Source organism: Vibrio sp. 99K-1 (genome assembly GCF_013114585.1).
In the GTDB taxonomy this organism is placed as follows: domain Bacteria; phylum Pseudomonadota; class Gammaproteobacteria; order Enterobacterales; family Vibrionaceae; genus Vibrio; species Vibrio chagasii_B.
In genome coordinates this window covers 173,948-198,238 of sequence record NZ_VTXF01000002.1, presented here as the reverse complement: position 1 = coordinate 198,238, position 24,291 = coordinate 173,948, and the positions used below count along the sequence as shown (strand labels likewise).

Sequence of the window (24,291 nt, the reverse complement as noted above, 5' to 3'; positions counted from 1 at the left end):
GAAATAAATTAGCCGACTAGTCCGGTCTATAGAGGGACAAAAGAACTAAAAAGTAAGCGAATCGTTCGGAGGATGCATGGATCTGCTGTCACAACTAATGGAACATTTCTCGATACGCACCGGTGTTTTCTATTCTGGGAACTTGTGTGGGGTATCGTCATTCAACGCGCAACAGGGTAAAGAAGGGCACCTTCATGTATTGAGTGCCGGTGAGTTGACTCTATCGAGCTCTAGTATGGAACACAGGAAGCTCTCTCAGCCTTGTATCGTCTACTTACCCAATAGCACACCACACGCGATTGAAGGGGTTGGAGACGGTGCAGAAGTTGTGTGTGCGAGTGTGGAATACCGTTCAGGGCAAATGAATCCTCTGTTGTCTGCTCTTCCTGACGTGATCGTGATTCCGTTTGAAGACGCACCTAACCTTATGCCGGTGATTGAGGTGCTGTTTCGAGAATCGAACCAAGAGTTATCAGGCCAGCAATACTTAATGGATAAGTTGAGTGACGCGCTAATGGCTTTGATTTTCCGCCATCTCATTGAACAACAGCAAATCAATCAAGGCGTATTTTCTGCGCTTGCTCACCCACGACTTGCTCCGGTAGTGACCGCCATTCACCTAATGCCAGCTCGACACTTTTCGATAGCGAAAATGGCTTCATTGGCGGCGATGTCTCGCACCCAGTTCATCGAAGCATTTAAGCGCGAGGTGGGCGAAACTCCGGGTGATTATGTCCAAAAGTGGCGTGTGTCTGTGGCTCAATCGTTGCTGTTGCAAAACAAGCCCATCAACTGGGTCGCGGATGAAGTGGGGTACAACAGTTACTCCGGCTTCTCTCGTGCGTTTCAGCACGTAACCGGAATGTCGCCACGTTTATGGCTAAAGCAAAATGTGTCGTAAAGCACTGGCAGCCCTACCTATAATATGGCTATTGGCATGAGACTGGCCTATGTTTTAGCGGAAATTGAGCGTAGTTTGTTCATTTCTCGAATGACGGTGTAAAAAGGTGGACTTTATAAGCTCGTTGTAACATCCTGCCCGTCCTATTTTATCAGACATCAATGAGACGAAGTGCCTGCTGAACATTATTCAGCCTCCCGTATCTCATTAAAGCACTAAGGAGTTCCACTTGAACCTATTTGTAAGAGACCTTACCGTTATCGATTCTTCATACATCTGTGAACACAGAGGGGTCGTAGGAGATAGTTGGATTTTAGATGTCACCATGTCTGGTGAACTGAACGAAATGAGCATGGTGCTGGACTTTAGCCGAGTCAAAAAACAGATCAAAAACCTTGTTGATCAGCATGTTGACCACCGCTTACTGTTGCCAATGAAAAACGCTGCAATCGTACATCAAGCAAGCAAAGCGGGTTACTCTAAGGTAGATGTGCTGCGTGGTGACAAGAGCCTGCACCTGCACTGCCCTGATGAAGCCTACTGTTTGATTGATGCTGAAGCGATCACTATCGAGAGTGTGACCGCTCACGTTTATGACATTCTTCGCGACAACCTACCAAGCAACGTCACAGGGCTAGAGATCACTCTACGTCATGAGAATATTAATGGCGCGTTCTACCACTATACCCATGGTTTGAAAAAGCACGATGGTAACTGTCAGCGCATCGCTCATGGCCACCGTTCTCCGGTTGAAATTGTGGTTGATGACCAGCGTGATGAACAACGTGAACTAGCGTTTGCTAAGCGCTGGGAAGACATCTACCTAGGTTCTAAAGAAGACCAAGTTTCTGTTCCATCATTAAACCTAAGTGAGCACGCTAAGAGTGCGAATGACGAAAGCCATTATGGTTTCCGTTATACGGCGCCACAAGGTGAATTTGAGCTAGCGATTGCTAAGAGTGAAACAGAGATCTTGCCAACGGATACTACAGTGGAACTATTGGCAGGCTATATCGCCGATCAAGTTGCCCCAAGTTTGGCAGAAAACCAGTCACTACAAATTGTGGCTTATGAAGGCGTAGGTAAAGGCGCGATGGCGTTCCGATAACATCTCACGGGTGACGCAAGTTCACTTTCTATCAGAACAAAAAAAGGCAAGATACTAAGTTATCTTGCCTTTCGTTTTTGTGGCTAGTTAAACCAAGAAGGTTATTGTCATTCTGTTAGTGCTAACGAAGCAGTACGTGTCGCAGTGGGCTTTTTTCAATCGCAACGACCAGTCCAAAGCTGAGTAATACGGTGCCAAAGAATACGGTTACGTCTTTTGCTAGCTCCGTAATGCCCAATACACCACAGATATTGAACAACAAGATGATGATTAATAGGTGACTAACGTAGATACCCAACATGCGATTTGAGATAGCACGAACCCATCCATAATTGCCCACGTTTGGATTGGCTAGAAGCCACATAAACGTGCCCATTCCCCATAGCGCAGTACCAAACAAGAAATCATGGATGTTGAATGCGATGTCGAATTTAGACAGCCATGCTGCTTCAGCAAAATGAATGCCCATGCCTAACAATATTAATCCTAGCGCCTTAGCCGACGACACTTTCCATTGATGCTGACGAATAAGGAAACCCAAGGTGACCATCAATGTGCTGAAGAACGGGCCGTTACGGGTAAAGAAAGGTGCTTCCAGTCCAGTCAGGCTTGTATAACTTCCCGCTAAAACACCGTAGATGTAGAGTGCAATTGCGAGAGGCAATAAAAGTCTATCGAGCTTCATCTCAACCATCAAAGCGATGATCAAAACTGCAAACACTAAAGCTGGAATAAACCACAAGTGCACTAAACCGCCCTCTAAGAAAGAGTTGAGCGGTGTGCTCATTAAAAAGCCCCAGTAACCTTGACGTTCGCCCAGATAACCGAGCTCTTCAACCCTAGCGAGGTTGAATGGCATCACTAAGCAAATGATGCTCCATGCCAACCAAACCTTAAGCAGTGGTTTAGAGTAATTAATGACGGTTTGCCACGGGGAGGCAGTCAGCTTGGGCTGAATCAGATAACCTGAAATTAGAAAGAACAGAGGTACTGCAAAGCGCGCGGCTTGATTAAGAATGTAACCAATCCATGGCACGTCATTAATTTGCCAATAAGTAAGGGCCATTTGGCCATGTAAGCCAATGATCGCCAAGATAGCAATCACTCGACCCAACTCGATACTGGCGATGCGTTGTGAAGGCGTATTTTGAACGGAAGACATATCAGATCTCTAAGAAAATTTTCGTAGAATCTAGCAGCCTTTCTGTTGAGCCAGTTAGCGCTAAATCAAGGGTTGCGACCTTTATATGAAGGCTTGTATTGATTTTTTGAAGCCTGTCGCAGCTATATTAAATCCATTGCAGTAAGTGCAAAAATACCAAGCGTACAAGTGATAAGCGATCCCATTGTTGTGAGTGCGATAATATTGGCAGCGAGCGTTGCATTTCCACCCATTGCACGTGCCATGACGTAACTCGCGGCTGCGGTTGGCGCTGCACTCATCAGGAAAATAAGACCAAGATCGAGCCCTTCAAAGCCCAAGACCAGTGCTGCTACAGTAATAAGCAAGGGTGAAACAATGAGTCGGTAACTTGAGGAAAACCAAGTCGCGAGTTTCTCTTGTTTGAGAGAGCTGATATCCAATGAACCACCTGTACAAAGTAAAGCCAAAGGCAATGTCATTTTTGCCAAGTATTGCCCAGCGTCAGTGACCATCTTAGGGATTGGAATAGACAATGCGTAACAGAAAACACCGAGGAAAATGGCGATAATCAGAGGGTTCTTGGTTATCGATTTGGCGATAGCTTGAATGGCTTTATCGCCGGTGTCTGTGCCTTTAGGAGTTAGGGCAATCACCGCTTGAATGTTGTAGAGCACTGTAATGGATGCAACATAGATAGCGGCCAGTGCCACGCCTTGGTTGCCATAGATATTGGCGACATACGCTAGACCTATGATGCCCGTATTAGCCCGAAAGCCACCTTGGATGATGACGCCTTGGTCCTTCGAATCTCTAAACAACAGCTTGGTCGAGAGGGTAGCAATCAAGAAAAAAGCGAAATTAGCGGCTAAAGCAAATAACACTAAGGTGCTGCTTGCAGAGAAGTCATGTTCGGACTGAACAATACTCAAGAACAGCATTGCAGGTAAGGTGATTTGAAAAACAATTTTAGAGGCGACATCAATGAAGTTGTCATTGATTAAGCCAATTCGCTTGAGCATCACACCAAGAAACAACATCAAACAAATAGGGCCTGTTACTGACGCCGAAAACGCAAACTGTTCCCAAAGTGTGTTCATTATTTTTCCTTAAATTTAGCCAACTTCAATATCCTTTGAATACTGTCGCATTTTTCCACAATTTTTTGAGAAGAGAAATTGAATCCCAATAGATAAGTAAAAATCTTTGAAAAAAAGAACGAACGTGCTAAAAATAACGCATCAGATTTATCCTTGGTGAATAATGAGTAAAGGAAAGATAACCAAAGAGTATATTTTGAGTCATGCATTCGCACTTGCGAGTGAAAACGGGCTTGAGAGTTTGACGATTGGCGAATTAGCCAAACAGTGTGGCATGTCTAAGAGTGGCCTGTTTGCGCACTTCAACTCTAAGGAGAACCTGCAGCTCTCTGTACTCGAATATTCCAACGCTATATTCACTGAGCGGGTCATCATTCCAGCAAGAGAGCTTGGTGATGCTGACATTGAAGCGAAGTTAAAACAGTTGCTCGATAACTGGCTGGGTTGGAACCATTCGTTTCAAGGCAGCTGCATGTTTATTGATGCGTGGAAAGATGCTGGTAGTGAAACGTCTGTGATTCAGAAAGCGCTGCAGAAAACCATTTCGGTTTGGATTGACTACTTGACGATTCAGGTAGCAAAAGCGGTTGAGAGTCAGCAGTTCAGATCCGACTTAGATCCAAAACAGGCAACTTTTGAGCTATATGGTCTTTATCTGAGCGCGAACTTGTTTTACTCGTTACGAGGCCAACAAGCGAGCCACACGCATTTTTGGAGCGGTGTAGAGCGCTTAATCGCTAGCTGGAAAGCGGCTTAACTCGCGTCTAACAATTTTAAGAGAAGTGGCGGCAAGCACGTGTACACAGCTTTGCCCCATTTTTTATACTAACAAATAGCACGGTCGTTCGTTTTTTCTGGCCGAGCTCGATCCGCCAATGAAGATGGCGATACAAGGAATGGTCATGAGTGACAAAATCTACTTTAATACATCGAACAAATTCAGCTTCAAGCGCAGCCTGATTGGTGCAACAACCAACCTGCACTACATCTTAGCGCCGAGCCATGCAAAGAAAACAGCGCGTAAGTTATTGCTCACGCCAATGCGTACCGAGCAGAAAAATGCAGATCCACAAGGGTTGATCAAGAGTGAAGTCAAAGGCCGCGATGGCGTTCTAAAAACTTACTCTCTAGGTACTGGGCCAGTTTGGGTATTAACTCATGGTTGGTCAGGGACTGCGAGTCAGTTCTTTCCTTTGATGGAACACATCGCAGCTAAAGGTTTTACCGCTCTGGCTTACGATCACCCGGCGCATGGCGGCAGCGATGGCGTGCATGGTCATATTCCGGCGTTTGTGAACGGCCTTGAGGCGATTCTTGACTCGGTGGGTGAAGTGGCAGGCTTAGTTGGTCACAGCATGGGTACCGCTTCTGCGTTGGAATGTAAGCACGTTAAATTGGAAAACAAACCATTGTTGCTGATTGCACCTGTATTGGATTACCTCGATAACCTGTTCGGCAGCGTTGCTCGTTCAGGGTACTCAATGAAGTTGTTTGAGGCGGTAGTGGGAGAAGTAGAAGAACAGTTTAATTACCCAATCCAGTCTGTCGATCCCTATGGCAAGCTCGCGCTGCGTCAGTCTCAGACAATCATTGTGCATGATGAGCAAGACAAGTTTACTAAGTTCGATGTGTCGCAGCGTGCAGCGAATGAAATGGATCGCGTTGCTTTGATTGCTACTCGAGGGCAAGGTCATGGGCGAGTAATGAAGTGCCCGCAAGTGTTTGAGAGCTTTGATACCTTGATTGGCTAGGTTTAGTTAATCAATTCGGTAATACGTAGGTTTAGAAAACAAACAACAAAAAGGCCAACCAGATATATCTGGTTGGCCTTTGCTTTTAGGTGTTTAGTAAGTATTCAGCTAAAGCCTATTTTTAGTTAGCACAGTTTGCTGGGCCAATCTCTTTCCATACGCCCCACTCGCCAGAGTTAACTGGGTCATCACCTTTAGTCCACCATTTTGCTTCCCAAACCTTACCGGCTTGAGTCACTTGGTCGCCGCCAGTGTATACTGCACTTGAATCCCAAGCGTTAGTACACGTACCACCGTCTGTGGTTTTCTTAAGAACTTTCACTGATGCAGCTGCGACTGATGAATCTGTACCGTCACTTACGGTCACAGAGAAGTTCAGAATAGTGTCTTGCGTGTATTCTGCTGCAACAAAGCTTACTGAAGCGCCTTGTACTGTTGCATCGATACCTGCAGGTACATCCCATGTGAAGGTTAGTGTGTCTTGATCGGCATCGCTAGACGCAGATGCATCCACGACCACAACGTCACCCGCATTGACTTCAGCCGGAGCCGTAACCACTGCAACTGGTGCTGTGTTAACTGGACCTGTATCTTTTGGGTTGACCGTTACAACAACCGTGTCCGTTGACGTTGCGCCTTCGTTGTCCGTTACTGTTAGACTGAAGGTCAGCGTTTCTTGCTGAGTAACTTCAACAACATCGAAGCTTGCAACCGCGGCATTCGCGTTAGTCAGTGTTACTGCTGTGCCGCTTACTTGAGACCAAGCGTAGCTCGCAATTATGCCATCACTGTCTTTTGAAGCGCTGCCATCTAGAGAAACAGAAGCAGGGCCTTCAACAGATTGGTCTGCACCTGCTGATGCGGTTGGTTTCTTGTTCACAGGTTCTGTAGTGCCACCTGCTAAACCCTCGTGCATTGCATTTAGGATGTCGCCGTTATCCGCATCAATTTCCCAAGAGAACAGACCCGCAAGACCAAGGCTACGCACGTACGCACCTTTTGCTTTAACCGAGCGGTCGTCATCAAACGTGATCAACTGACCTGAAGTACGGTTCCAAACGTATGGCGCTTCTGCCATTTCGTCGTAGCCATATTCGAAGCCATTGATGCCTTGGTTGTTGGCGCCAAGCATGTTCGCTTTAATGCCTTTGTAGTCGATAACGCCATCTTCCCAAACACCTTGTGTGGTGCTGCCTTTCAGTTTGCCATTTCCGACACCTGTCATAGGGTCGCTTGGATCAGAAAGTGTTGATGGTAATACGCCTTCCCAACCACGACCGTACATTGCTGTACCTACGACAAGTTTGTTAGCTGGAACACCTTGCTGAAGCAGTAATTGGATACCGTTGTCAGTGGTATAAGCTGGGCCTGTGTATGGTTTGCCATTTTCATCAATGCCTGAGCCATCACACTGACCAGGACGCATGAAGTTACCGCAGTTTAATGCTGTCTGGTGACCTAACACGTTGTTCCAACCGCCGTAGAAGTCGTAAGTCATCGCAAAGATGTAGTCCATGTACTGGATAGCATCACCGTAGTCCACATCCTCAATTTTATCGTGACCAACACCGATCGCTGAGGTGAGTTCGTAAGTGCGACCATTTTCAGCTTCTAGTTCATCTAGCATTGCACGTAGCTCTGCCATCAATGCGATATAAGCTGGGCCATCATTTACTGGGTCACCAAGATCTGGCGCTGCACCGCCACCACCAGGGAATTCCCAGTCAATATCTACACCGTCATAGAATTTCCATGTGTTCAGGAATTTTTTAACCGATGCCACAAAGGTGTCTCGGTTCGCTTTGGTTGTGAAATCGAAGAATGGGTCAGACAGCGTCCAACCACCAATCGATGGGATGATCTTCAAATCAGGATTACGCTGTTTTAGCGCCATCATCATTGCGTAATTACCTTTGATCGGTGAGCTGTATTCGTGGCCCGCTTGAGGGAAGCTTTTCTGGAAAGCGGCCCATGGGTCATGAATCACCACTTCGTAATCATTAACACCCTGACAAGCTGTCATTAGTGCGTTGTAGCTGTTTCCACCTACCGATTTCACTGATTCGTTAGGACCACAAATTGGGATGAAGCCATAAAGGATGTGGGTCAAGTTATCAGCGGGTAGGTTATCAACGGTGTAATCACGACCATAGATACCCCACTCAACAAAGTAAGTACCCACTACTGTGTTTGGATCGGTGTTGTAGGACTTGTTATTTGGATCGATATTCATTGCTAGTGGTGCTAAGTGCGCACCATCCGTATCGGCAATCGTGATTTTAGCGGGTGCGCTTTTACTACAACCCGTTTCGTCACATGCTTCGATTTCCATATCAAACAAACCGCCCTGACCGTATTCGAATGAAGCGGTAGTTTGGCTGCCAGTGATTGGGCCGGTTGCAACCTTAACGCCATCAAAGTAGATGTTGTACGTGTTTCCTGACGTTCCGCTCCACTGATTAAACTTAACGTCGACCTTTGCTTTGTCGTGATACTTAACCATTTGGTTGTAGCCAGAAGTGGTTTCCATCGCGAGTTCAATTTTAGAAAACTGTAGGTTGTTGGAACCGTACATATCGATGCTAGGTGCTGTTGGAGCAGCTAATGCTGTACCAGATAGCGCTAGAGCAATGCTCGCAGCACAGGTATTAAAACGAATCATACTATTTCTCTCATTCCTTGAAGGTTACGAGAGCCAAATGGCCCCATAAGTTGCTCCGATCACTTTTGAAGGAGCTTCCCCGTCAGTATTCGAGAGAGTTTTAATTTCATAACTGAAAATAAATCTGTTTTCGATGGACAACTAAAAAATTGTATCTTGTTACAAATTTGTTGCTTAGTGAGTGAGAGGTCGAGTCCATGTTTTATAAAATGAAATGTCACCTAGCATGAAAATCTCATATGTGAAATTGCACGACATGAAGTTATGTAAAAATGCGACTAGCTGCATGAAAATATCGTGACGTTGAAGCAAGATCACGAATTAGTGGCGAGTAGATGGGAAGCTTAAAGAGTGTTGACGGAGTAATTGGGGCTACTGAAGGCTATCTTTTGAATTGCTCGGCCAATGAGGCGCGTCTTTGTTGCATCACGCTGTGACTTTCAGCGGTAGCAGTATGTTCAAAACCTTCTTTGATAAATTGCTGGGCGGGTGTGCTTGGCTCCAGTCGCTTTAGGCGAGGTGAGTCGTAGGTGCCACTGATGGTGTAAACCCTTGGACCTGAACCTGTATTTATCGTGACGATTTTACCGTCAAAATCAAACGAAGTCGTGATGAGGCGATGATTCATCATCACACCTTTATCTGAGAGGGTAAGGATATCGGTATTGTACGGTGGAGCGCCAATCTCTATCCAAGTACCATGCACATTGCTTGGACTGACGGATTTTTGGTGAGCTTGATAGGCGAAACAACCAGCGGTAACGGCAATCATAAAGCCAACTAATAGCAATCCGTAAAGTAACGAGTTGGCAAATAGATCTCTGCTTTTAGTGGTTTTTTTTGCCATTATCTCTTCATTTCTTCGCTTGTACCGTTCTTAAGTCTATAAATTAAAATCTTAGTTTGCAAAGGTTGTTATAAGAGTTAGAAGCAGGATCCAATGTTCAAATAAATTGGCTTGCGTTGATGATTCTTAGCGTGCTGCTGTTGCCATTTACCGAGTAAATGAGTTTGGGTTTCAGTAAATCTTCAGCTATGCGTATTTATTTCTTGTAGGAAAGTCGCGAATTGGTTAAAACAATTATCACCTAAATTTACGTAAGGCTTATTCGTTGAGCCCAAAACTGCAATTTAAAGACAACAAGGAAGTACAATGATTAAAGAAAACACATACTTTGAAGGTGGCGTTAAATCGTTAGCGTTTAATCAATCTGGCGCTGATGTGAGTGTTGGTGTGATGGCGGCTGGCGAATATACCTTCGGTACGGCTGCTCCTGAAAAGATGACCGTGGTTAAAGGCGCTCTGATTGTAAAACGTGTTGGCGATGACGACTGGACTACATACCAATCTGGAGAATCTTTTGACGTTGCGGGCGATTCTTCTTTCGACCTGCAAGTAAAAGAAGCAACGGCTTACTTGTGTGAGTACCTATAAGAAGCCTGAAATTTACTTCTGCTTAATAAGAAAAAACCACGCTCTAGGAGCGTGGTGAATAAGTGATAATAACCGGCAGTGGATAGTGTCACTTGTTTTACAGTCATCAAATGGACGACCAAATTCGTTGTCCGTTGCTCAATCTCTTCAGTACTTTTTTCAAAGCCCAAAGCCCAAAGCCCAAAGCCCAAAGCCCAAAGCCCAAAGCCCAAGCATTAGTAAGTGTCAAAAACGCCGTTGTTGTAGTCCTGAATAGTTTGTTCAATCTCTTCCATCGAGTTCATGACGAACGGACCATAATGTACAACTGGCTCATTAATCGGTTGACCAGCAAAAATCAACACCCCTGAATCTTCTAAGCTACTCAAAGAAAGTAGTTCAGCTTTGGTCAGTAATGCAAGTTGACCTTGGTTGATGACCTTACCACCGTTCTGAATGCTGCCTCGGTACACGTAAGCCATGGCATTGTGCGTTGCCTCTGTGCCTAAGGAAACTTCTTGGCCTGAACGAGAACGCCAGTCTGCGACGCTTAATGGCACACCTGTCTTTTGCAGTGGACCTTGTGCTCGCAAAGTTGCTGAGTCAGCTTGTTTATGTAATTCAAACCCACCGGCAATGACTCGTAATAAACCGCCTTTTTCACTTTGATGTTCAGCAATACTTTGACTTTGGAAGTCGTGGTACTGCGCAGGCTGCATTTTGTGTGTTGATGGTTGGTTTATCCAAATCTGAAAACCATGAAGTGCACCTTCCTCCATCATCGGCATTTCACTGTGAATAACCCCACGACCAGCCGCCATCCATTGCGCACCACCGCTACGAAGTTCTCCAATATTTCCCATGTGATCTTTATGTTGGAAGTGACCTTGCAGCATATAGGTCAGCGTCTCTATCCCACGGTGAGGGTGAGGAGGAAAGCCGCCAACATAGTCTTTGCTTTCATCCGATTTGAGTTCATCAATCATTAAAAATGGAGAGAAGCGTTTGTTGTTAAAACCAGCAACTCTTTGGATTTTAACTCCATCGCCATCAGACGTGGCATGGGCTGAGATTACATGTTCTACGGTTCTTACATTCGACATATTGAAACCCTCATAAGTTTGAATAGGTCTAGTGTATGGAATTAAATTTATAAAGAAGATGGTGCTGCGTTGAGTGACTTATTCGAAAATTTTGAACAGGTAACAATATGAAATTAAGTCTATACTCAATATAGGTTAGACCGCCAAGGAGGCCGCTATGGCAGTACAACAAAAACATGGCGAAAGGCATGGTCGAATGGGCTTTGAGAATGACTTTACGACAGAACAAGGTCAGCGCTTTACTGAGGTTGCGAATAACGCGGTGAAACGTCGCATCAAAAAGCGCGAAGTGGAAGCGCCTTTTGTGCATTCGGCAAAGGAATCTGCGTTGAAAACCGTCACAAGATCTAAGTGGGAAAACCGAAGCCGAGTTAGGCAAGTGGTTTGGATTATTGTTATTGGTCTTGTCAGCTTATGGGCGATGTATATGGCTGGCTAACGTTGGCGAGTCTTTAACAAGGTAACATTGTTTCCCTTTATTCCTGCTTCAAGCCCCTGTTCAATTTCAGTCGAGTCAGGTTTATCCATCGGACACTCCTCTATTAACGTAGAAACAGGGTTGTCATGATAATAAGCGTAACGGTTCTTGCCTGAATGTTTCGCTATATACATGGCTTTGTCGGCACATCTTGTCAATTCATGTAAATCTTGAGCATCTTGCGGATACAGTGATACACCGACGCTGAGAGTCAGCTCTTTTATTCTCTCGTTGGTCTGGCAACCGCTCTCAAACAATCCACAGATCCTGTCTAGAATACCATCGAGATCTTTTTTGGTGGGAATATCGTAGAGCATCAGCACAAACTCATCTCCGGCAAAGCGTGCGATGGAATAGTCGTATTCGTGGCTTTTTCGATCTCGGGTTCGAATATTGTTGCTTAGACGGTTAGCAAAGTGTTGTAGAACACTGTCGCCGACATCGTGACCATAACTGTCGTTGATGCCTTTGAAATCATCAATATCTAAGAAGACCAAGGCGGTAAGTGATCGCTCACTATCGACAGTGGCAAGCTTTTCGATAGCCCAACGTTCAAAGCTCCATCGGTTGGCAAGCCCTGTGAGTTGGTCTCGATAAGCCAAGTCCTCAATCCCTTCTTTATACAAACGCTGAATGTAGCTTACTGCTTTGGTGTAGTAGTAAGCGGAGGTATGACACACCAAGCTCATGGTAAACAAGCTAAGAATAAAGCGATGTGTGCTGTTAAAAGGTAGAGAAAAATTATTGGGTAATGCAGTAATTAGCGTGCTTATGAATAGGCAAAAAGAGGTGCTTAGGATGACGCCAATTCTAAAATCGTTGATGAAGATTACGGCTGCTAAAATCGGGTAAAGCCAAAGTATGCGATCGGGAATGGCATAGCTGTATAAAAACAGGATGACGCCTTGCACAAGCAGTACACAGCTAAGAATTAACTCTGAATACTCAGGATTGAAGACCTTTCTTACATAAATCGCATTGGCGATAGCGATAAAAGCAAAACATAGCTCAAACATTGATAGGGTGTAGTGCTGCCCCTGAAAGTAAGCCCATGTGTAAAAGATGAAGAGTGCGGCTGCAGTCATTGAAAAGGAGTAGACGATTTTTTGTTTTCGGGTAGAGCGGATATCCGCCATCTCTTCAAGGTGCCTTCCTACAAGCCTGTTCATGTGATTTGTGCCACTAATTTTGATAATGGTATTAATACTAGATTAAATAATGGGCTACGAAGAGCCTTAGCTGACCATTTAATGTGACTATTATCAAGATTTCATATGAAAGGTTAATTAACGCATTCTAAATGGTGATAGATATCACTAATGGTGCAGCTCGCCAAAAGCAAGCGGACGATTATGTGCTTGCTTTCCAAAGATTTACTCCACATAGTTCTTTTGCCATCAGATTAAAGAGAGACCATTTATGTTAATTACGTTCAGTTGTAAGGCACACGCTAGCGTCACGATGTTTGGTGAAGTCGGCCTTCAGTTTATCAAAATGCTTGGACATAGTGGTGCGATCCCGGGAGCGATTGATGCTTCAGAGGTTCCTCAAGCGTTGAATAATTTGCGCACCGCGATCGCTGCGGAGCAAAGCCAAGCTCTAGATCAAGATGATATCGATGATGACAACAAAGATGAGGTTGTTGAAGCGCCAGTAAACATCGGTAGTCGAGCTTTTCCATTGGTGGAGCTATTGAAAGCGGCTATTAAAGAAGAATGTGAAGTGATGTGGGAAGACGGTAGCGGAAAGCGTTTGTAAGATCAGCGTGGAGCTAAGTTTGATGGATAAAACCAGCATTCAGTTGAGAGCTTAGTAAGTAAATATAGAATGCTGGCTTTGTTATAGAGCTGAGTTAACTCACTTTGTTGAAGCGAATAGATTGCAGTTTCGTCTCTGAACCATCGATGTATGCATAGCTGTCGATAATCCATAACTTGTCACTCACCATTGCCAACTCTAGGCGCACATCCGCACTGTTTATGTCTTGGTAAATAATGTCTTGAATGTTAGTTGGGTAGAAGTTGTAACGGTTTGCTTGAGGCTGGTGTTCGCCAGCGAAGTTTACCGACACGTCCGTTGCATCGTTTATTACATCTAACTGGTAACCTTGCTCTGCTGTGTAGGAAAAGTGCGCTGATAGCTCTACGCCTTGTGGATTTTCAATGTTGATATTCGCTTGGCTAATGCTCGCTAGGCTACCCGTAGCTTGTAAACTGTCGATATTGCTGTTGGTATCAACATGGTTACGAATAGTAACGTTCCACTCGCCAATGAAGTTATTAAGCTCTTGCCAGTTTTGCTCCGTCGTTTCCGCACTCGTTGGGTTTGCTACTTGTGTACCACCAGTTTGTGCAATTGCCTCGTTACGGCTGTCATGGCGGATATTTTCTCGGTTGTTCTGAATATCGTTACTCGCCCCTGCAACACCTCCAGCCAAACCACCAACGACAGCTCCTTGGACAGCTAAGTCCGCCTCACCTGTTAGCGCGCCCAATGTTAAACCCAACAGAGCACCACCCACTGCACCTTGTTTAGTGCTTGCGTTTGGATCATCTTCACCAGGCGTTACACACCCAGTAAGTAGAGGAAGAGAGATAGCAGCAGTCAGTGATGCTTTAGTCAACGAGTTCATAAGTTCGGCCCTAAAAGATGTACAAATAAAGAGCAAAAACTTTATCAAGGGATTGTCAGAATAAAATTATGAACAGTGTTTTATTTGTTGCGAAGTGTTTCAGAAAGAGTGTTGAAATTGGTCCGTTAGCGTGACAGTCGATAATTTTGTTATCGTAATATCAATGCATAACAGACCGTAAACAAAGTGATGATGTTCACGCTTTCTGGGTTCCCTATTGTTAACTAGGAATATTTCCTAGTTGTTCTAAGACGCTCTCTCATGCGGTTGATTTTTAGACTTCTTATTATTTCGTTATCAGTAACAAAGAGTGCATGGACGGAAATACGTCGTGCAGACCTCACAAATAATAAGAGAGTTCACAATGTTAAAGTTTCTAGATCAGGTTCGAAAACCGACACTGGATCTTCCAGTCGAAACTAGAAGAAAAATGTGGTTTAAGCCCTTCCTACAATCTTACCTAGTCGTGTTCATTGGTTATCTAACCATGTATTTGATCCGTAAGAACTTCAATGTTGCGCAAAACGACATGATTTCTACTTATGGACTATCGATGACGGACCTCGGTCTTATCGGTCTGGGTTTCTCTATTACTTATGGCATCGGTAAGACAGTCGTTTCCTATTATGCCGATGGTAAAAACACTAAGCAGTTCCTACCATTCATGCTTGTCCTTTCGGGTATTGCGATGCTGGGCTTCAGCTTCAGTATGGGCGGCGGCAGCGCTAGCTTATTCTTGATGGTTGCTTTCTACGCGTTGAGTGGTTTTTTCCAAAGTACGGGTGGTCCATCGAGTTATTCGACCATTACTAAGTGGACGCCTCGTAATAAGCGTGGTTCATACTTGGGACTTTGGAACATGTCACATAACGTGGGTGGCGCAGGTGCAGCAGGCGTAGCTCTATTTGGTGCTAACTACCTATTTGATGGCAATGTGATTGGTATGTTCGTGTTCCCATCTATCATCGCGATTGTGGTTGGTTTTATTGGTATGCATTTTGGTAGTGACTCTCCAGAAGCATACGGTTTAGGTACGGTTGAAGAGCTGTTTGATGAAGAAGTGAGCGAAGAAGATACCGCAGCCGAAGAAAATCAAATGACTAAGAAAGAGATCTTTGTTGAATACATCCTTAAAAACAAAGTGATCTGGTTGCTCTGCTTCGCGAATATCTTTTTATACATTGTTCGTATCGGTATCGATCAGTGGTCTACCGTTTATGCGTATCAAGAACTCGGTCTATCAAAAGAAACGGCTATTTCAGGTTTCACGCTGTTTGAAGTTGGCGCACTGGTCGGCACACTAATGTGGGGTTATTTATCAGACCTTGCAAATGGACGCCGTGCTTTAGTTGCTTGTGTATCGCTAGCTCTGATCATTGTTTCTCTAGAGTTCTACCAACATGCGACGAGTGAGTTCATGTACTTAGCGTCACTGTTTGTGCTTGGTTTCCTAGTGTTCGGTCCTCAGTTATTAATTGGTGTTGCTGCGGTAGGTTTTGTTCCTAAGAAAGCGATTAGTGTTGCGGATGGTGTAAAAGGTACATTTGCTTACCTCATCGGTGACAGCTTTGCCAAACTTGGCCTAGGTATGATTGCGGATGGAACACCAATCTTTGGCCTAACAGGTTGGAAAGGAACGTTCGCAGCTCTGGATACTTCAGCTGCTATTTGTATCGCACTGCTGCTATTCGTTGCGGTTGCCGAAGAGAAGAAGATTCGCCACGCTAAGAAAATGCACTTAGCGTCTCAAAACGCGTAGCGAGTCTCACGTGCTTTATTGGTTTAAAGCACGTGAGATCATACCAATCGTTAGTTCGATTCAGTATCATCTCTATTAATAAACTTAATTTTAGATAGCTCCTGTTGGGGCTATTTTTCTTTCTTACTCTTAATTTTGGCTAATATCATGATTAATGTTGCGCTTGTTGATGACCACGTCATTGTTCGATCTGGCTTTGCTCAATTACTCAGTCTTGAAGCTGATATTACGGTAGTGGGTGAATTCAACTCTGCGGCAGAAGCGCGTCTCGGATTGCCAAGTTGTCACCCTGATGTCGTGATCTTGGATATCTCGATGCAAGATGAAAGTGGCCTGAGCTTATTGGAAGAGATTCCATCAGGCATTGCCAGCATAATGCTAAGCGTTCATGACTCTCCGGCGATGGTGGAGAAGTCGTTAGAGTTAGGAGCCAAAGGTTATCTCAGCAAACGCTGCAGTCCTGATGAGTTAATCCAAGCCGTACACACGAGTGCAAATGGTGGCTGCTATCTAACGCCAGATATCGCTATCAAGCTTGCGACACCAATGAAAAATAAAGCCTCTTTAAATCAGTTAACTCGCAGAGAAAGCGAAGTGTGCCAGTTATTGGCTACGGGGCTCGATGTAAAATCTATTGCCGTTGAGTTAGGGGTTAGCCATAAAACGGTGCATGTACATCGTGCAAATGCGATGGACAAACTCAATGTTAAGAACAACGTTGAGTTAGCGAAATTGTTCACTCAAGATCAGTATTGATGCGTTCCTATCTCGCCACCTCCCTATGCGGGACTTTTATGGCTGGCTGTGCATGGTTTTGTTTATGGGTTATCGCCTTCTATTTCATCAATGACCCTGAATTGGCCATTCTGCTTTTCCCATTTTCACTTCGACTGGGAATGACTCTGCACACTCGCACACACTATTGGCCTGCTATCTACATTGCAGAGTGGGGGCTTGCGATCGCTTTGGCGTTATTACTTGATGAGCCTCAATGGTTGACGATACTTATCGCCAGTGGATTGAGTATTCCTGCCACTCTCATTGCCAAGCGCTATTATTCTGGTGACCAGAATCGTCACTTGTTAGTGATGGCTAGCTTAATCATGGTCACAGCATTCATTAATGTAGCCGTAGTGGGTTCTCATGCGCCGGCCGTTTACATGGTGTGGTTGGTGAGTATCACCGGCGGACTGATGCTGGTGCCGATGTGTTATCTAGTCTGGAACTACCTATTCCAGAACAAGTGGGCGCCATTGAGCTCTTACTTAATCAACAATGTCGTTGAGTTCAAAATCCGTCACATCGCTTTATACAGCGTCTTGTTGGTCGCCAGTATTTTGATACAAACCAGTTTGCCTGATGAGCTAAGGCGCTTTGCCCCGTTCTGTATGGCCATCCCTATTATCTTGCTCGCCGTTCGTTACGGATGGCAAGGCGCTTTGCTTGCAACAATGCTAAACAGTGTCGCGTTGATTGCTGCTCACAGTGGAACATCTAAACTCGAAATTACCGATTTACTCTTGTCTCTGTCTGCTCAAACCATCACCGGTATTTTGCTTGGCCTTGCGGTCCAAAAACAAAAAGATCTCAATGCGAAACTACGAAGTGAGCTCTCCAGAAATCAAAACCTTTCACGCCAGTTAGTGACAGCTGAAGAATCGGTTCGTCGTGATATTGCGCGTGAGCTGCACGATGAAATAGGCCAAAACATTACGGCAATTCGGACGCAGGCAAGCATTATTAAACGCATCGATGCCGCTGAGATGAGTGTTCGTTGTGCGGGTACGATTGAGTCATTGTCTTTGAATGTTTATGACACCACCAAACGTCTACTTACAAAACTAAGACCTAAGATGTTGGACGACCTTGATCTAAAAGATTCTGTTGAACAGCTTATTCGGGAAATGGAATTCTCGGATCACGGCGTTGATATCCAGTTAGATTGGCAAGGTGATTACTCGTGTTTGAGTGACACGCTCAAGGTCACTATCTTCAGGCTGTGCCAAGAATCCTTAAACAATGCCCATAAATACGCACGTGCGAGCGAGATTAAAATTGAACTGATTTTAGATGATCTGGCCTATCTTCGTATCACAGACAATGGCGTTGGATTTACAGCGCAAGATCTTCTTAAAGGAATGGGTGTTCGCGGTATGCAAGAGCGTGTTCAAGCGCTTGGTGGAAAAATGACAATTAACGCTAGTGGCTCCTCTTCGGGTACCGATATCAGCGTTACATTACCTAAAGTGTGAGAACGAATATGTTTGGATTTCTGCGCTCAACTACGTCAAAGAGTCATGCTCTAACCGATGATGAGGTTAATCAGAGTTATCGCTATTGGCGCCTTCATATCATGATAGGGATGTATGTCGGCTATGCGGGTTTTTACTTCACTCGTAAAACCTTTAATTACGCTGCGCCTGCCATGATCACAGACCTTGGTTTGGATAAAGGCGATATTGGCTTAATTGGTACGCTCTTTTATCTTTCTTATGGCTTGTCGAAATTTATCTCAGGCACAATATCGGATCGTTCAAACCCTCGTTACTTCATGGGGCTTGGCCTAATCGCGACTGGCTTGATTAATATTGCATTTGGCTTTTCGAGTTCGCTCGCGGCTTTCATCTCGCTTTGGGTGCTGAATGCATGGTTTCAAGGTTGGGGCTGGCCATCATGTTCTAAGTTACTGACGACCTGGTATTCCCGTTCTGAAAGAGGCTTTCGTTGGGCTATATGGAATACAGCACATAACGTTGGTGGAGCGCTTATCCCTATTCTTGTGGGCTATCTGACGTTGCAATTCAGTTGGCGAGCGGGTTTTATCTGGCCAGGCATGATTGGTGTTTTTATCGGTCTTATCGTTTGCTGGCGTTTACGTGACAAGCCCACCACCATGGGGCTTCCGACAGTAGGTAAGTGGCGCAGTGATCATTTGGAGTTGGCGCAGGAGAGCCATGGACAAGGGCTAAGCTATCGAGAAATCCTGAAAACCTATGTGTTCAGCAATAAGTACATTTGGTTACTCGCCTTTAGCTATGTGTTGGTTTACATCGTAAGAACGGCAGTTAACGACTGGGGTAATTTATATCTCACCGAAGAACACAATTACAGTTTGATCAACGCCAACGCTGCCTTGTCTCTGTTTGAGATTGGCGGTTTCGTTGGTTCGCTTGTTGCTGGCTGGGGATCGGACAGGTTGTTTGGTGGTAACCGCGGACCGATGAATATCCTGTTTGCGATTGGCATCTTCCTTTCGGTATCGGCTTTATGGCTTATGCCCTTAACCAACTTTGTGTTTCAAGCGGCTGGGCTATTTTGCGTTGGCTTTTTTGTTTTTGGCCCTCAAATGCTCATTGGTATGGCGGCGGCTGAATGTTCGCATAAAGATTCTGCCGGGGCGGCGACAGGCTTTGTTGGCTTGTTTGCTTACATGGGCGCGGCACTCTCTGGTTATCCATTGGCGCTCGTTCTAGAAACTTACGGCTGGAGTGGGTTCTTCATTACCATTTCAACTTGTGCTGCTGTTATTGGGCTGCTTCTACTGCCTTTCTTACAAGCACAATCTCCCCAGAAAAATGCAGAGGCTCGCTCTGGTTTTTAAGGGGCCTCTCGATAACAAGATAGTCACTAGTGTCTATATTAAGATGCTTGTATCGCAGCTTTAACCAGTGCGATACAAGCGGCTATCTTATTTCAGTGCTTTGTTGTCGTGACATTTAAGTGTGACTCTTTTCACGCTTTTCATTTATCCCCCCCTGTTTCTAAGAATTTTTCCTAACACGTCTAAGACCTCATCTCATGTGGGTTTTGGTCGCCTTCTGTAGCCTTTCTAATTTATTTACCTTATTAGAATTAGCTCTCTGAATTGTGTTCAAAGGGCTCATTACGGAAAGCGCCATGTCACTCAGCCATTTCTCAGAACACTCATTTTTCCCAATGGAAAACACCATCCAGAATTATGCATGGGGGAGTATTTCTTCGATACATGAACTGTTTGGCTTTAAGAATGAGTCACAAGAGCCGCAAGCGGAAGTTTGGATGGGAGCGCATCCGAAGGGCTGCTCAATGGTCAAGCTGGACCAACATTTGGTGCCGCTATCTGAGCTGATTAACAAGAATAAACCGGCTTATTTGTCTACTGATATTGCGCAGGAGTTCGGTGAACTGCCGTTTTTGTTTAAGATCTTAGCGGCAGAAAAAGCACTATCGGTTCAGGTCCATCCAAACAAGCGCCAAGCTGAAATTGGCTTTGCGAGAGAGGAACTGGCCAGCATTCCTCTGACTGCAGGGCACCGCAATTACAAAGACTCGAACCACAAACCTGAATTGGTCTACGCGATCACTGAATATCAAGCGATGAATGGCTTTCGTGAATTCAATGAAATATTAGGTTTGTTCAAAAAGTTGGATTCGAGCGAGCTGGCTGGTTTGGTTGAAGAGTTTGGCAACCAACTTGACTCTCACGGTTTAGAAGTGTTTTTTCGTGATCTGCTAACCTTGAATGACCAACGTAAACACCGCGCATTAGAACAACTTCTGACTTACGCAGTCGCTCACCAAGGTCAATCTGAGTTTGCTTTGGTTACTGAGCTTAGCCACCAGTACCCGAATGATATCGGTTTGTTTTGCGTTCTGCTGCTTAACTTGATCACACTACAGCCGGGTGAAGCGATGTATTTGAATGCAAACACTCCGCACGCATACATCAAGGGGACCGGGCTCGAGATCATGGCAAATTCAGACAACGTGTTACGCGCTGGTTTAACGCCAAAACACATTGATGTCCCTGAGTTAGTCGCGTGCACAGAGTTTACGCCAATTTCGTTTGAACACTTGTTATTGGTGCCCTCCAAGCTAGGGCGATGTGATAGTTATGACATTCCTGTCAGTGATTTCAATTTCAATATCTTTCATAGCCCTCAGCAAGAAGAAGTCATCACAAGCGGCGCTGAAATCTTAATGGCAATCGATGATGATTTAACGTTGATGAGTCAGAAAGGTGAACACCTAACACTCACCAAAGGGCAATCGGTATTTATCCCAGCCTATATTGGTCATTATGAATTGAGCAGTAAAGGACGAGTGGCTAGAGCGTTTAATTAAGGGAGGAGTCAGCTGGAAATGCTATCAAGTTTGGCAAATTAATAGGTTGGCTTGAAGATCTAATAAGAAAAAGAACAAGCCAATAAGATATTGGCTTGTTCATATTATTTATCGATTATTGAATAGAAGGTAAGCTTTTTGCCTCCATTACAATCGACATACCCCAAGATTGTTCTTCTTTAATAGACTTGATGGAGCCTCGGTTGGTAAGCCAGGTGGTTTGAGTATCAGTAGGTCCATAGTCTACGAACTGCGTCTTACTTGTTACTTTACATGCTACTAAATCACCTGCAGGTACTGTGATTTCTTCTTTACCTACATAGGTTTGTTGGTAGTCAAAAGTAGATAGATAGTAAGGTCGTCCGTTGATGATTTCATCCAGTGATGTTTCCATAGAAACGGTTCTCACCCCAGGATATTCTATTTCGATTGCCTCAGCGCTCTCTTCGTCCCACCAATAATCGAACTGAGAGGTGAGTGGGGCGTTAGTTGACGTTCCAAAGTCTACCGTTTGATTGATGATCTTTTGGTTATCAGCAACCGCTAGTGGCAATACTGCTTTCGCTGAGCCCCAACCTAGTGAGTCATCAGAATTAAAGCCTTCTTGACCTAGATAGTGATCTTCAGAGCTATATGAGAACTCATACCCGATTAAAATACCTTCCGAATCCTTAATGTCGATACGCGTTTTTTCTAGGCTACCTTCTAGGTCAGAAATCCAATTTGGAAGTCCAGTGACCAACGTAACGTTATTCAGCCAAGAGAAAGTATTCCCAAGATAGGTAAACTCATAAGTTAGATTTTCGGTAACAGGATCCTCTTCCCACATAGATGTGCGCTGTACATCATAAACCGTGACGTCATTGGCTACTGGTGCGAACCCGGCATCTGGTAGCGAGTCAAGACAAGCCTGCAGGTTCAGAGGATGTAGAGGTTGTGGTGTTAATGCGTTATCCAAAATGAACTGCTTAGTCGCTTCATCAAAGATATAGGCCTCACTATCAATCTCTTCGGTCTCTTTGTAGGTAATTCGTACAAACCCGTCGACAACAGATAGGTAAGCAGAGTTATCTTGTCTTTGATAGTTTGACCATGTGGTTTGCGAGTGGATGGATTCAGGAATTGTTACTTGACGTAATACCTCGCCATTCACTGATTGATCTTCCCACGAACCGAGTTCAGATAATCTGGAGAATGTAGAGTCTAGCTCCCAGGCTCTCGAATAATAAACCACGGTACCGTTGGGCAGAAGCTGTGCAAATATTTCAGCACCCTCTATTCCTGCCATTGGAATTAGATCTGCATGGTTGTTATATTCCATGTCATGACGATCCGATTCATCTTCAGCGATGGTCGATGCTAAAGTCGCAAGCCACGTATCGCTGCCATTCTTGAAGGCGCTAATTCCGTTACACGAGTTATTAAGTGCTTGGTAGCGGTCTGGATCGTGTTCCGCACACCAATCACCCTTGTAAAAGGTATAAATGTTGTCATTGATGTCTTCTACAGATAATTTGTATGCTGTTGTGTTGTCAGGGAATTTTAATCCTGCAGGCATAATTAGAGACCAAACGTTCTCACCATCGGTTTGGTCCATGATTGAGCGAACATTAAGACCACTGATATCCAACTGCTTAGCGCTAGCAATTACATTAAAAATTGAGCTGTTCGACTCGAGAATGACACTACCGTCTTTATTTGGCTTGATGCTAGTTAAGGTGTCATTACTTGTTTCCCAGCCGCTTTGACCCAAAACCATGTCATTAGCGTCAGGAGTGCTTTTAACTTCAACAAACTGTTCTGCAAAGTAGTCATAGATGTAGCTGATTTCGCTGACTGAATTATCGGAATCTGCTTTTAGTGTCCCATAAGCGACCACTAAGTCTGTATTTTCCTCATTCGCACCGCCAAACCAATTGATGCCATCCGTTTTAATGAGTTTCGCAAGGTCGGCTTTCTTAGAGCCTTTATTTGCCTCGTTTTCTTTAATTTTATCTTCAAGATTAGAGTCATCAATGGCGATGTGATCGCGATTAATGCTGCCAGCAATATCGCTCGGGTTGAAGTTCTCTCCCGCTGCTTCAATATTTTTGACGACTTCATCTAGGACTCGAGTCACTTCTTCATTAATTAAGGCCGTGAGCGCTTCTACAGAAATACCAGAATTCGCTGCAGTTTCTGATAGGGCGTCAGTATTTTCTGCCATGACCGACGCGGTTACTTGAGCAACGCGGTGTAGGTTCTCAAAAGCTGCTTTTTGTGAGTCCGCTAGCTTGTCGTTATTTTTGGCCTCAATGTAATCTTGAGTTAAGTCGAGCGTAGTACCTAACTTTTCTTGAATAGTTGCTTTGGCCTCATCTAATGATGCGCCACTTTCAATTTCATTTTGTATAAGTGTGGTTAACGGGCTAATAAACTCTGATTGTGGCGGAGCCGTTAAGCGGTAACTTTTGTTCAACACAACACCAGGGTTATCAGTGTCGATGGTTTGTCCTGCTACAACTTCAATCAACAGAGTGCTCTGTTCTAGTTGCTCTTGAGTTAAGTTCTCAATGGTAAATTCACCATTGTCGCCGGTTACTGCATTTGGCTCATCCTTATCACACACTTTATTGCTGTTTAGATCCAAGCATGCATTAGCACCTACCAGATAGCCATCTGCGGCTTTGGCGGTAAGAGATGCTGTTGTTGCCGTTGAACCACCCGTATTAGTTGTGGAGCTATCCGAACTGTCGCTACCACATCCTGCTATCCCTAGGGCTATTGCCACTGCTAACAGTGAACGTTGACCATTCATGTTAGTTCTCCTTTATTAAGTTATTGATAAAAGTCTTTGACTCAGGAATCAATTGGCGGAATGTCATTGATAAATATGACTATTTATAAATCGAGTGCCATTGATGTGGAATGTATCAAATAGGGATTGCGCGGAAACCGCAGGAGTTTTTATTCTAGAGTCGCATCAAATTTGTATATTTTTATATGCGAGTCATGTCTCTAGTGAATGATTGGTGTTTGTAATTGATATTATTACCAGTTAATGAGTATTACTCAGGGGGAACTGATGATATGCGGTATTGGGCATATTTGAGTTATTAAAGTAAACTGGAACAATAAGTTACATTTATAAAAACACATT

20 protein-coding genes are annotated in these 24,291 nt (G+C 44.5%); 12 read left to right on the top strand and 8 right to left on the bottom strand.

Translation table 11 applies throughout. The annotated features are described in order from the left end of the window. Positions 1–76: 76 nt before the first annotated feature. Both F0228_RS02775 and F0228_RS02770 read left to right on the top strand, forming a co-directional pair. Complete coding sequence (locus tag F0228_RS02775) at positions 77–901, top strand: AraC family transcriptional regulator (protein WP_105058696.1); 825 nt, start codon at positions 77–79, stop codon at positions 899–901. Between the two features lie 229 nt (positions 902–1,130). After that, the gene (locus F0228_RS02770) at positions 1,131–2,009 is read left to right on the top strand and encodes a 6-carboxytetrahydropterin synthase (RefSeq protein WP_171730351.1); all 879 of its coding nucleotides are present in this window, start codon (positions 1,131–1,133) and stop codon (positions 2,007–2,009) included. Positions 2,010–2,130: 121 nt separating this feature from the next. On the opposite strand, the gene F0228_RS02765 is transcribed toward F0228_RS02770, so the two are convergent. Next, complete coding sequence (locus tag F0228_RS02765) at positions 2,131–3,171, bottom strand: acyltransferase family protein (RefSeq protein ID WP_105058698.1); 1,041 nt, start codon at positions 3,169–3,171, stop codon at positions 2,131–2,133. A 122-nt stretch (positions 3,172–3,293) separates the two neighbouring features. After that, complete coding sequence (locus F0228_RS02760; RefSeq protein ID WP_105058699.1) at positions 3,294–4,250, bottom strand: AEC family transporter; 957 nt, start codon at positions 4,248–4,250, stop codon at positions 3,294–3,296. Positions 4,251–4,413: 163 nt separating this feature from the next. Between F0228_RS02760 and F0228_RS02755 the strand changes: the two genes are divergently transcribed. Beyond that, positions 4,414–5,007 carry a TetR/AcrR family transcriptional regulator gene (locus tag F0228_RS02755; protein ID WP_105058700.1) on the top strand — a complete coding sequence of 198 codons (594 nt, stop codon included), beginning with the start codon at positions 4,414–4,416 and terminating at the stop codon, positions 5,005–5,007. Between the two features lie 145 nt (positions 5,008–5,152). Further along, on the top strand, positions 5,153–6,001 hold the full coding sequence (locus F0228_RS02750; RefSeq protein ID WP_116871065.1) for an alpha/beta hydrolase: 849 nt from the start codon (positions 5,153–5,155) through the stop codon (positions 5,999–6,001). Between the two features lie 121 nt (positions 6,002–6,122). Here F0228_RS02750 and F0228_RS02745 read toward each other — a convergent pair whose 3' ends face one another. Together F0228_RS02745 and F0228_RS02740 are read right to left on the bottom strand one after the other, a co-directional pair. Next, complete coding sequence (locus F0228_RS02745) at positions 6,123–8,663, bottom strand: glycosyl hydrolase family 18 protein (RefSeq protein ID WP_171761867.1); 2,541 nt, start codon at positions 8,661–8,663, stop codon at positions 6,123–6,125. A 382-nt stretch (positions 8,664–9,045) separates the two neighbouring features. Next, the gene (locus F0228_RS02740) at positions 9,046–9,510 is read right to left on the bottom strand and encodes a DUF2850 domain-containing protein (RefSeq protein WP_105058702.1); all 465 of its coding nucleotides are present in this window, start codon (positions 9,508–9,510) and stop codon (positions 9,046–9,048) included. 306 nt (positions 9,511–9,816) lie between these two features. Here F0228_RS02740 and F0228_RS02735 point away from each other — a divergent pair, with 306 nt between their 5' ends. Further along, positions 9,817–10,098 (top strand): pyrimidine/purine nucleoside phosphorylase, encoded by a 282-nt coding sequence (locus F0228_RS02735; RefSeq protein WP_017057600.1) that lies wholly within the window; start codon positions 9,817–9,819, stop codon positions 10,096–10,098. Positions 10,099–10,313: 215 nt separating this feature from the next. On the opposite strand, the gene F0228_RS02730 is transcribed toward F0228_RS02735, so the two are convergent. Next, a complete protein-coding gene (locus F0228_RS02730) occupies positions 10,314–11,180 on the bottom strand; it encodes a pirin family protein (RefSeq protein ID WP_171730353.1) in 867 nt (288 codons plus the stop codon). Between the two features lie 157 nt (positions 11,181–11,337). On the opposite strand from F0228_RS02730, the gene F0228_RS02725 reads away from it, so the two are divergent. Further along, positions 11,338–11,619, top strand: coding sequence for a hypothetical protein (locus F0228_RS02725; protein WP_008216740.1), 282 nt, complete (start codon positions 11,338–11,340; stop codon positions 11,617–11,619). Here the strand turns inward: F0228_RS02725 and F0228_RS02720 are convergent. Beyond that, on the bottom strand, positions 11,616–12,794 hold the full coding sequence (locus F0228_RS02720; protein WP_061032928.1) for a GGDEF domain-containing protein: 1,179 nt from the start codon (positions 12,792–12,794) through the stop codon (positions 11,616–11,618). The two genes, F0228_RS02725 and F0228_RS02720, sit on opposite strands and share 4 nt — an antisense overlap. 283 nt (positions 12,795–13,077) lie before the next feature. Here F0228_RS02720 and F0228_RS02715 point away from each other — a divergent pair, with 283 nt between their 5' ends. After that, positions 13,078–13,416: a DUF1840 domain-containing protein gene (locus F0228_RS02715; RefSeq protein WP_061032929.1), complete on the top strand. Its 339-nt coding sequence runs from the start codon at positions 13,078–13,080 to the stop codon at positions 13,414–13,416. A 94-nt stretch (positions 13,417–13,510) separates the two neighbouring features. On the opposite strand, the gene F0228_RS02710 is transcribed toward F0228_RS02715, so the two are convergent. Further along, positions 13,511–14,290, bottom strand: coding sequence for a hypothetical protein (locus F0228_RS02710; protein ID WP_105058704.1), 780 nt, complete (start codon positions 14,288–14,290; stop codon positions 13,511–13,513). A 364-nt stretch (positions 14,291–14,654) separates the two neighbouring features. Between F0228_RS02710 and uhpT the strand changes: the two genes are divergently transcribed. The 5 genes from uhpT (at position 14,655) to manA (ending at position 21,152) form a co-directional block, all read left to right on the top strand. After that, positions 14,655–16,049 (top strand): hexose-6-phosphate:phosphate antiporter, encoded by a 1,395-nt coding sequence (gene uhpT, locus F0228_RS02705; RefSeq protein ID WP_105058705.1) that lies wholly within the window; start codon positions 14,655–14,657, stop codon positions 16,047–16,049. Positions 16,050–16,196: 147 nt separating this feature from the next. Beyond that, the gene (gene uhpA, locus F0228_RS02700) at positions 16,197–16,805 is read left to right on the top strand and encodes a transcriptional regulator UhpA (protein WP_017061545.1); all 609 of its coding nucleotides are present in this window, start codon (positions 16,197–16,199) and stop codon (positions 16,803–16,805) included. Beyond that, complete coding sequence (gene uhpB / locus F0228_RS02695; protein WP_105058706.1) at positions 16,805–18,301, top strand: signal transduction histidine-protein kinase/phosphatase UhpB; 1,497 nt, start codon at positions 16,805–16,807, stop codon at positions 18,299–18,301. The genes uhpA and uhpB overlap by 1 nt, the downstream gene beginning before the upstream one ends. 8 nt (positions 18,302–18,309) lie before the next feature. Next, positions 18,310–19,650: an MFS transporter gene (locus tag F0228_RS02690; RefSeq protein ID WP_105058707.1), complete on the top strand. Its 1,341-nt coding sequence runs from the start codon at positions 18,310–18,312 to the stop codon at positions 19,648–19,650. Positions 19,651–19,946: 296 nt separating this feature from the next. Beyond that, positions 19,947–21,152 (top strand): mannose-6-phosphate isomerase, class I, encoded by a 1,206-nt coding sequence (manA, locus tag F0228_RS02685; RefSeq protein ID WP_171761866.1) that lies wholly within the window; start codon positions 19,947–19,949, stop codon positions 21,150–21,152. Between the two features lie 115 nt (positions 21,153–21,267). Here the strand turns inward: manA and F0228_RS02680 are convergent, their stop codons facing one another. Beyond that, positions 21,268–23,949 carry a hypothetical protein gene (locus F0228_RS02680; protein ID WP_171761865.1) on the bottom strand — a complete coding sequence of 894 codons (2,682 nt, stop codon included), beginning with the start codon at positions 23,947–23,949 and terminating at the stop codon, positions 21,268–21,270. Between the last annotated feature and the right edge of the window lie 342 nt (positions 23,950–24,291).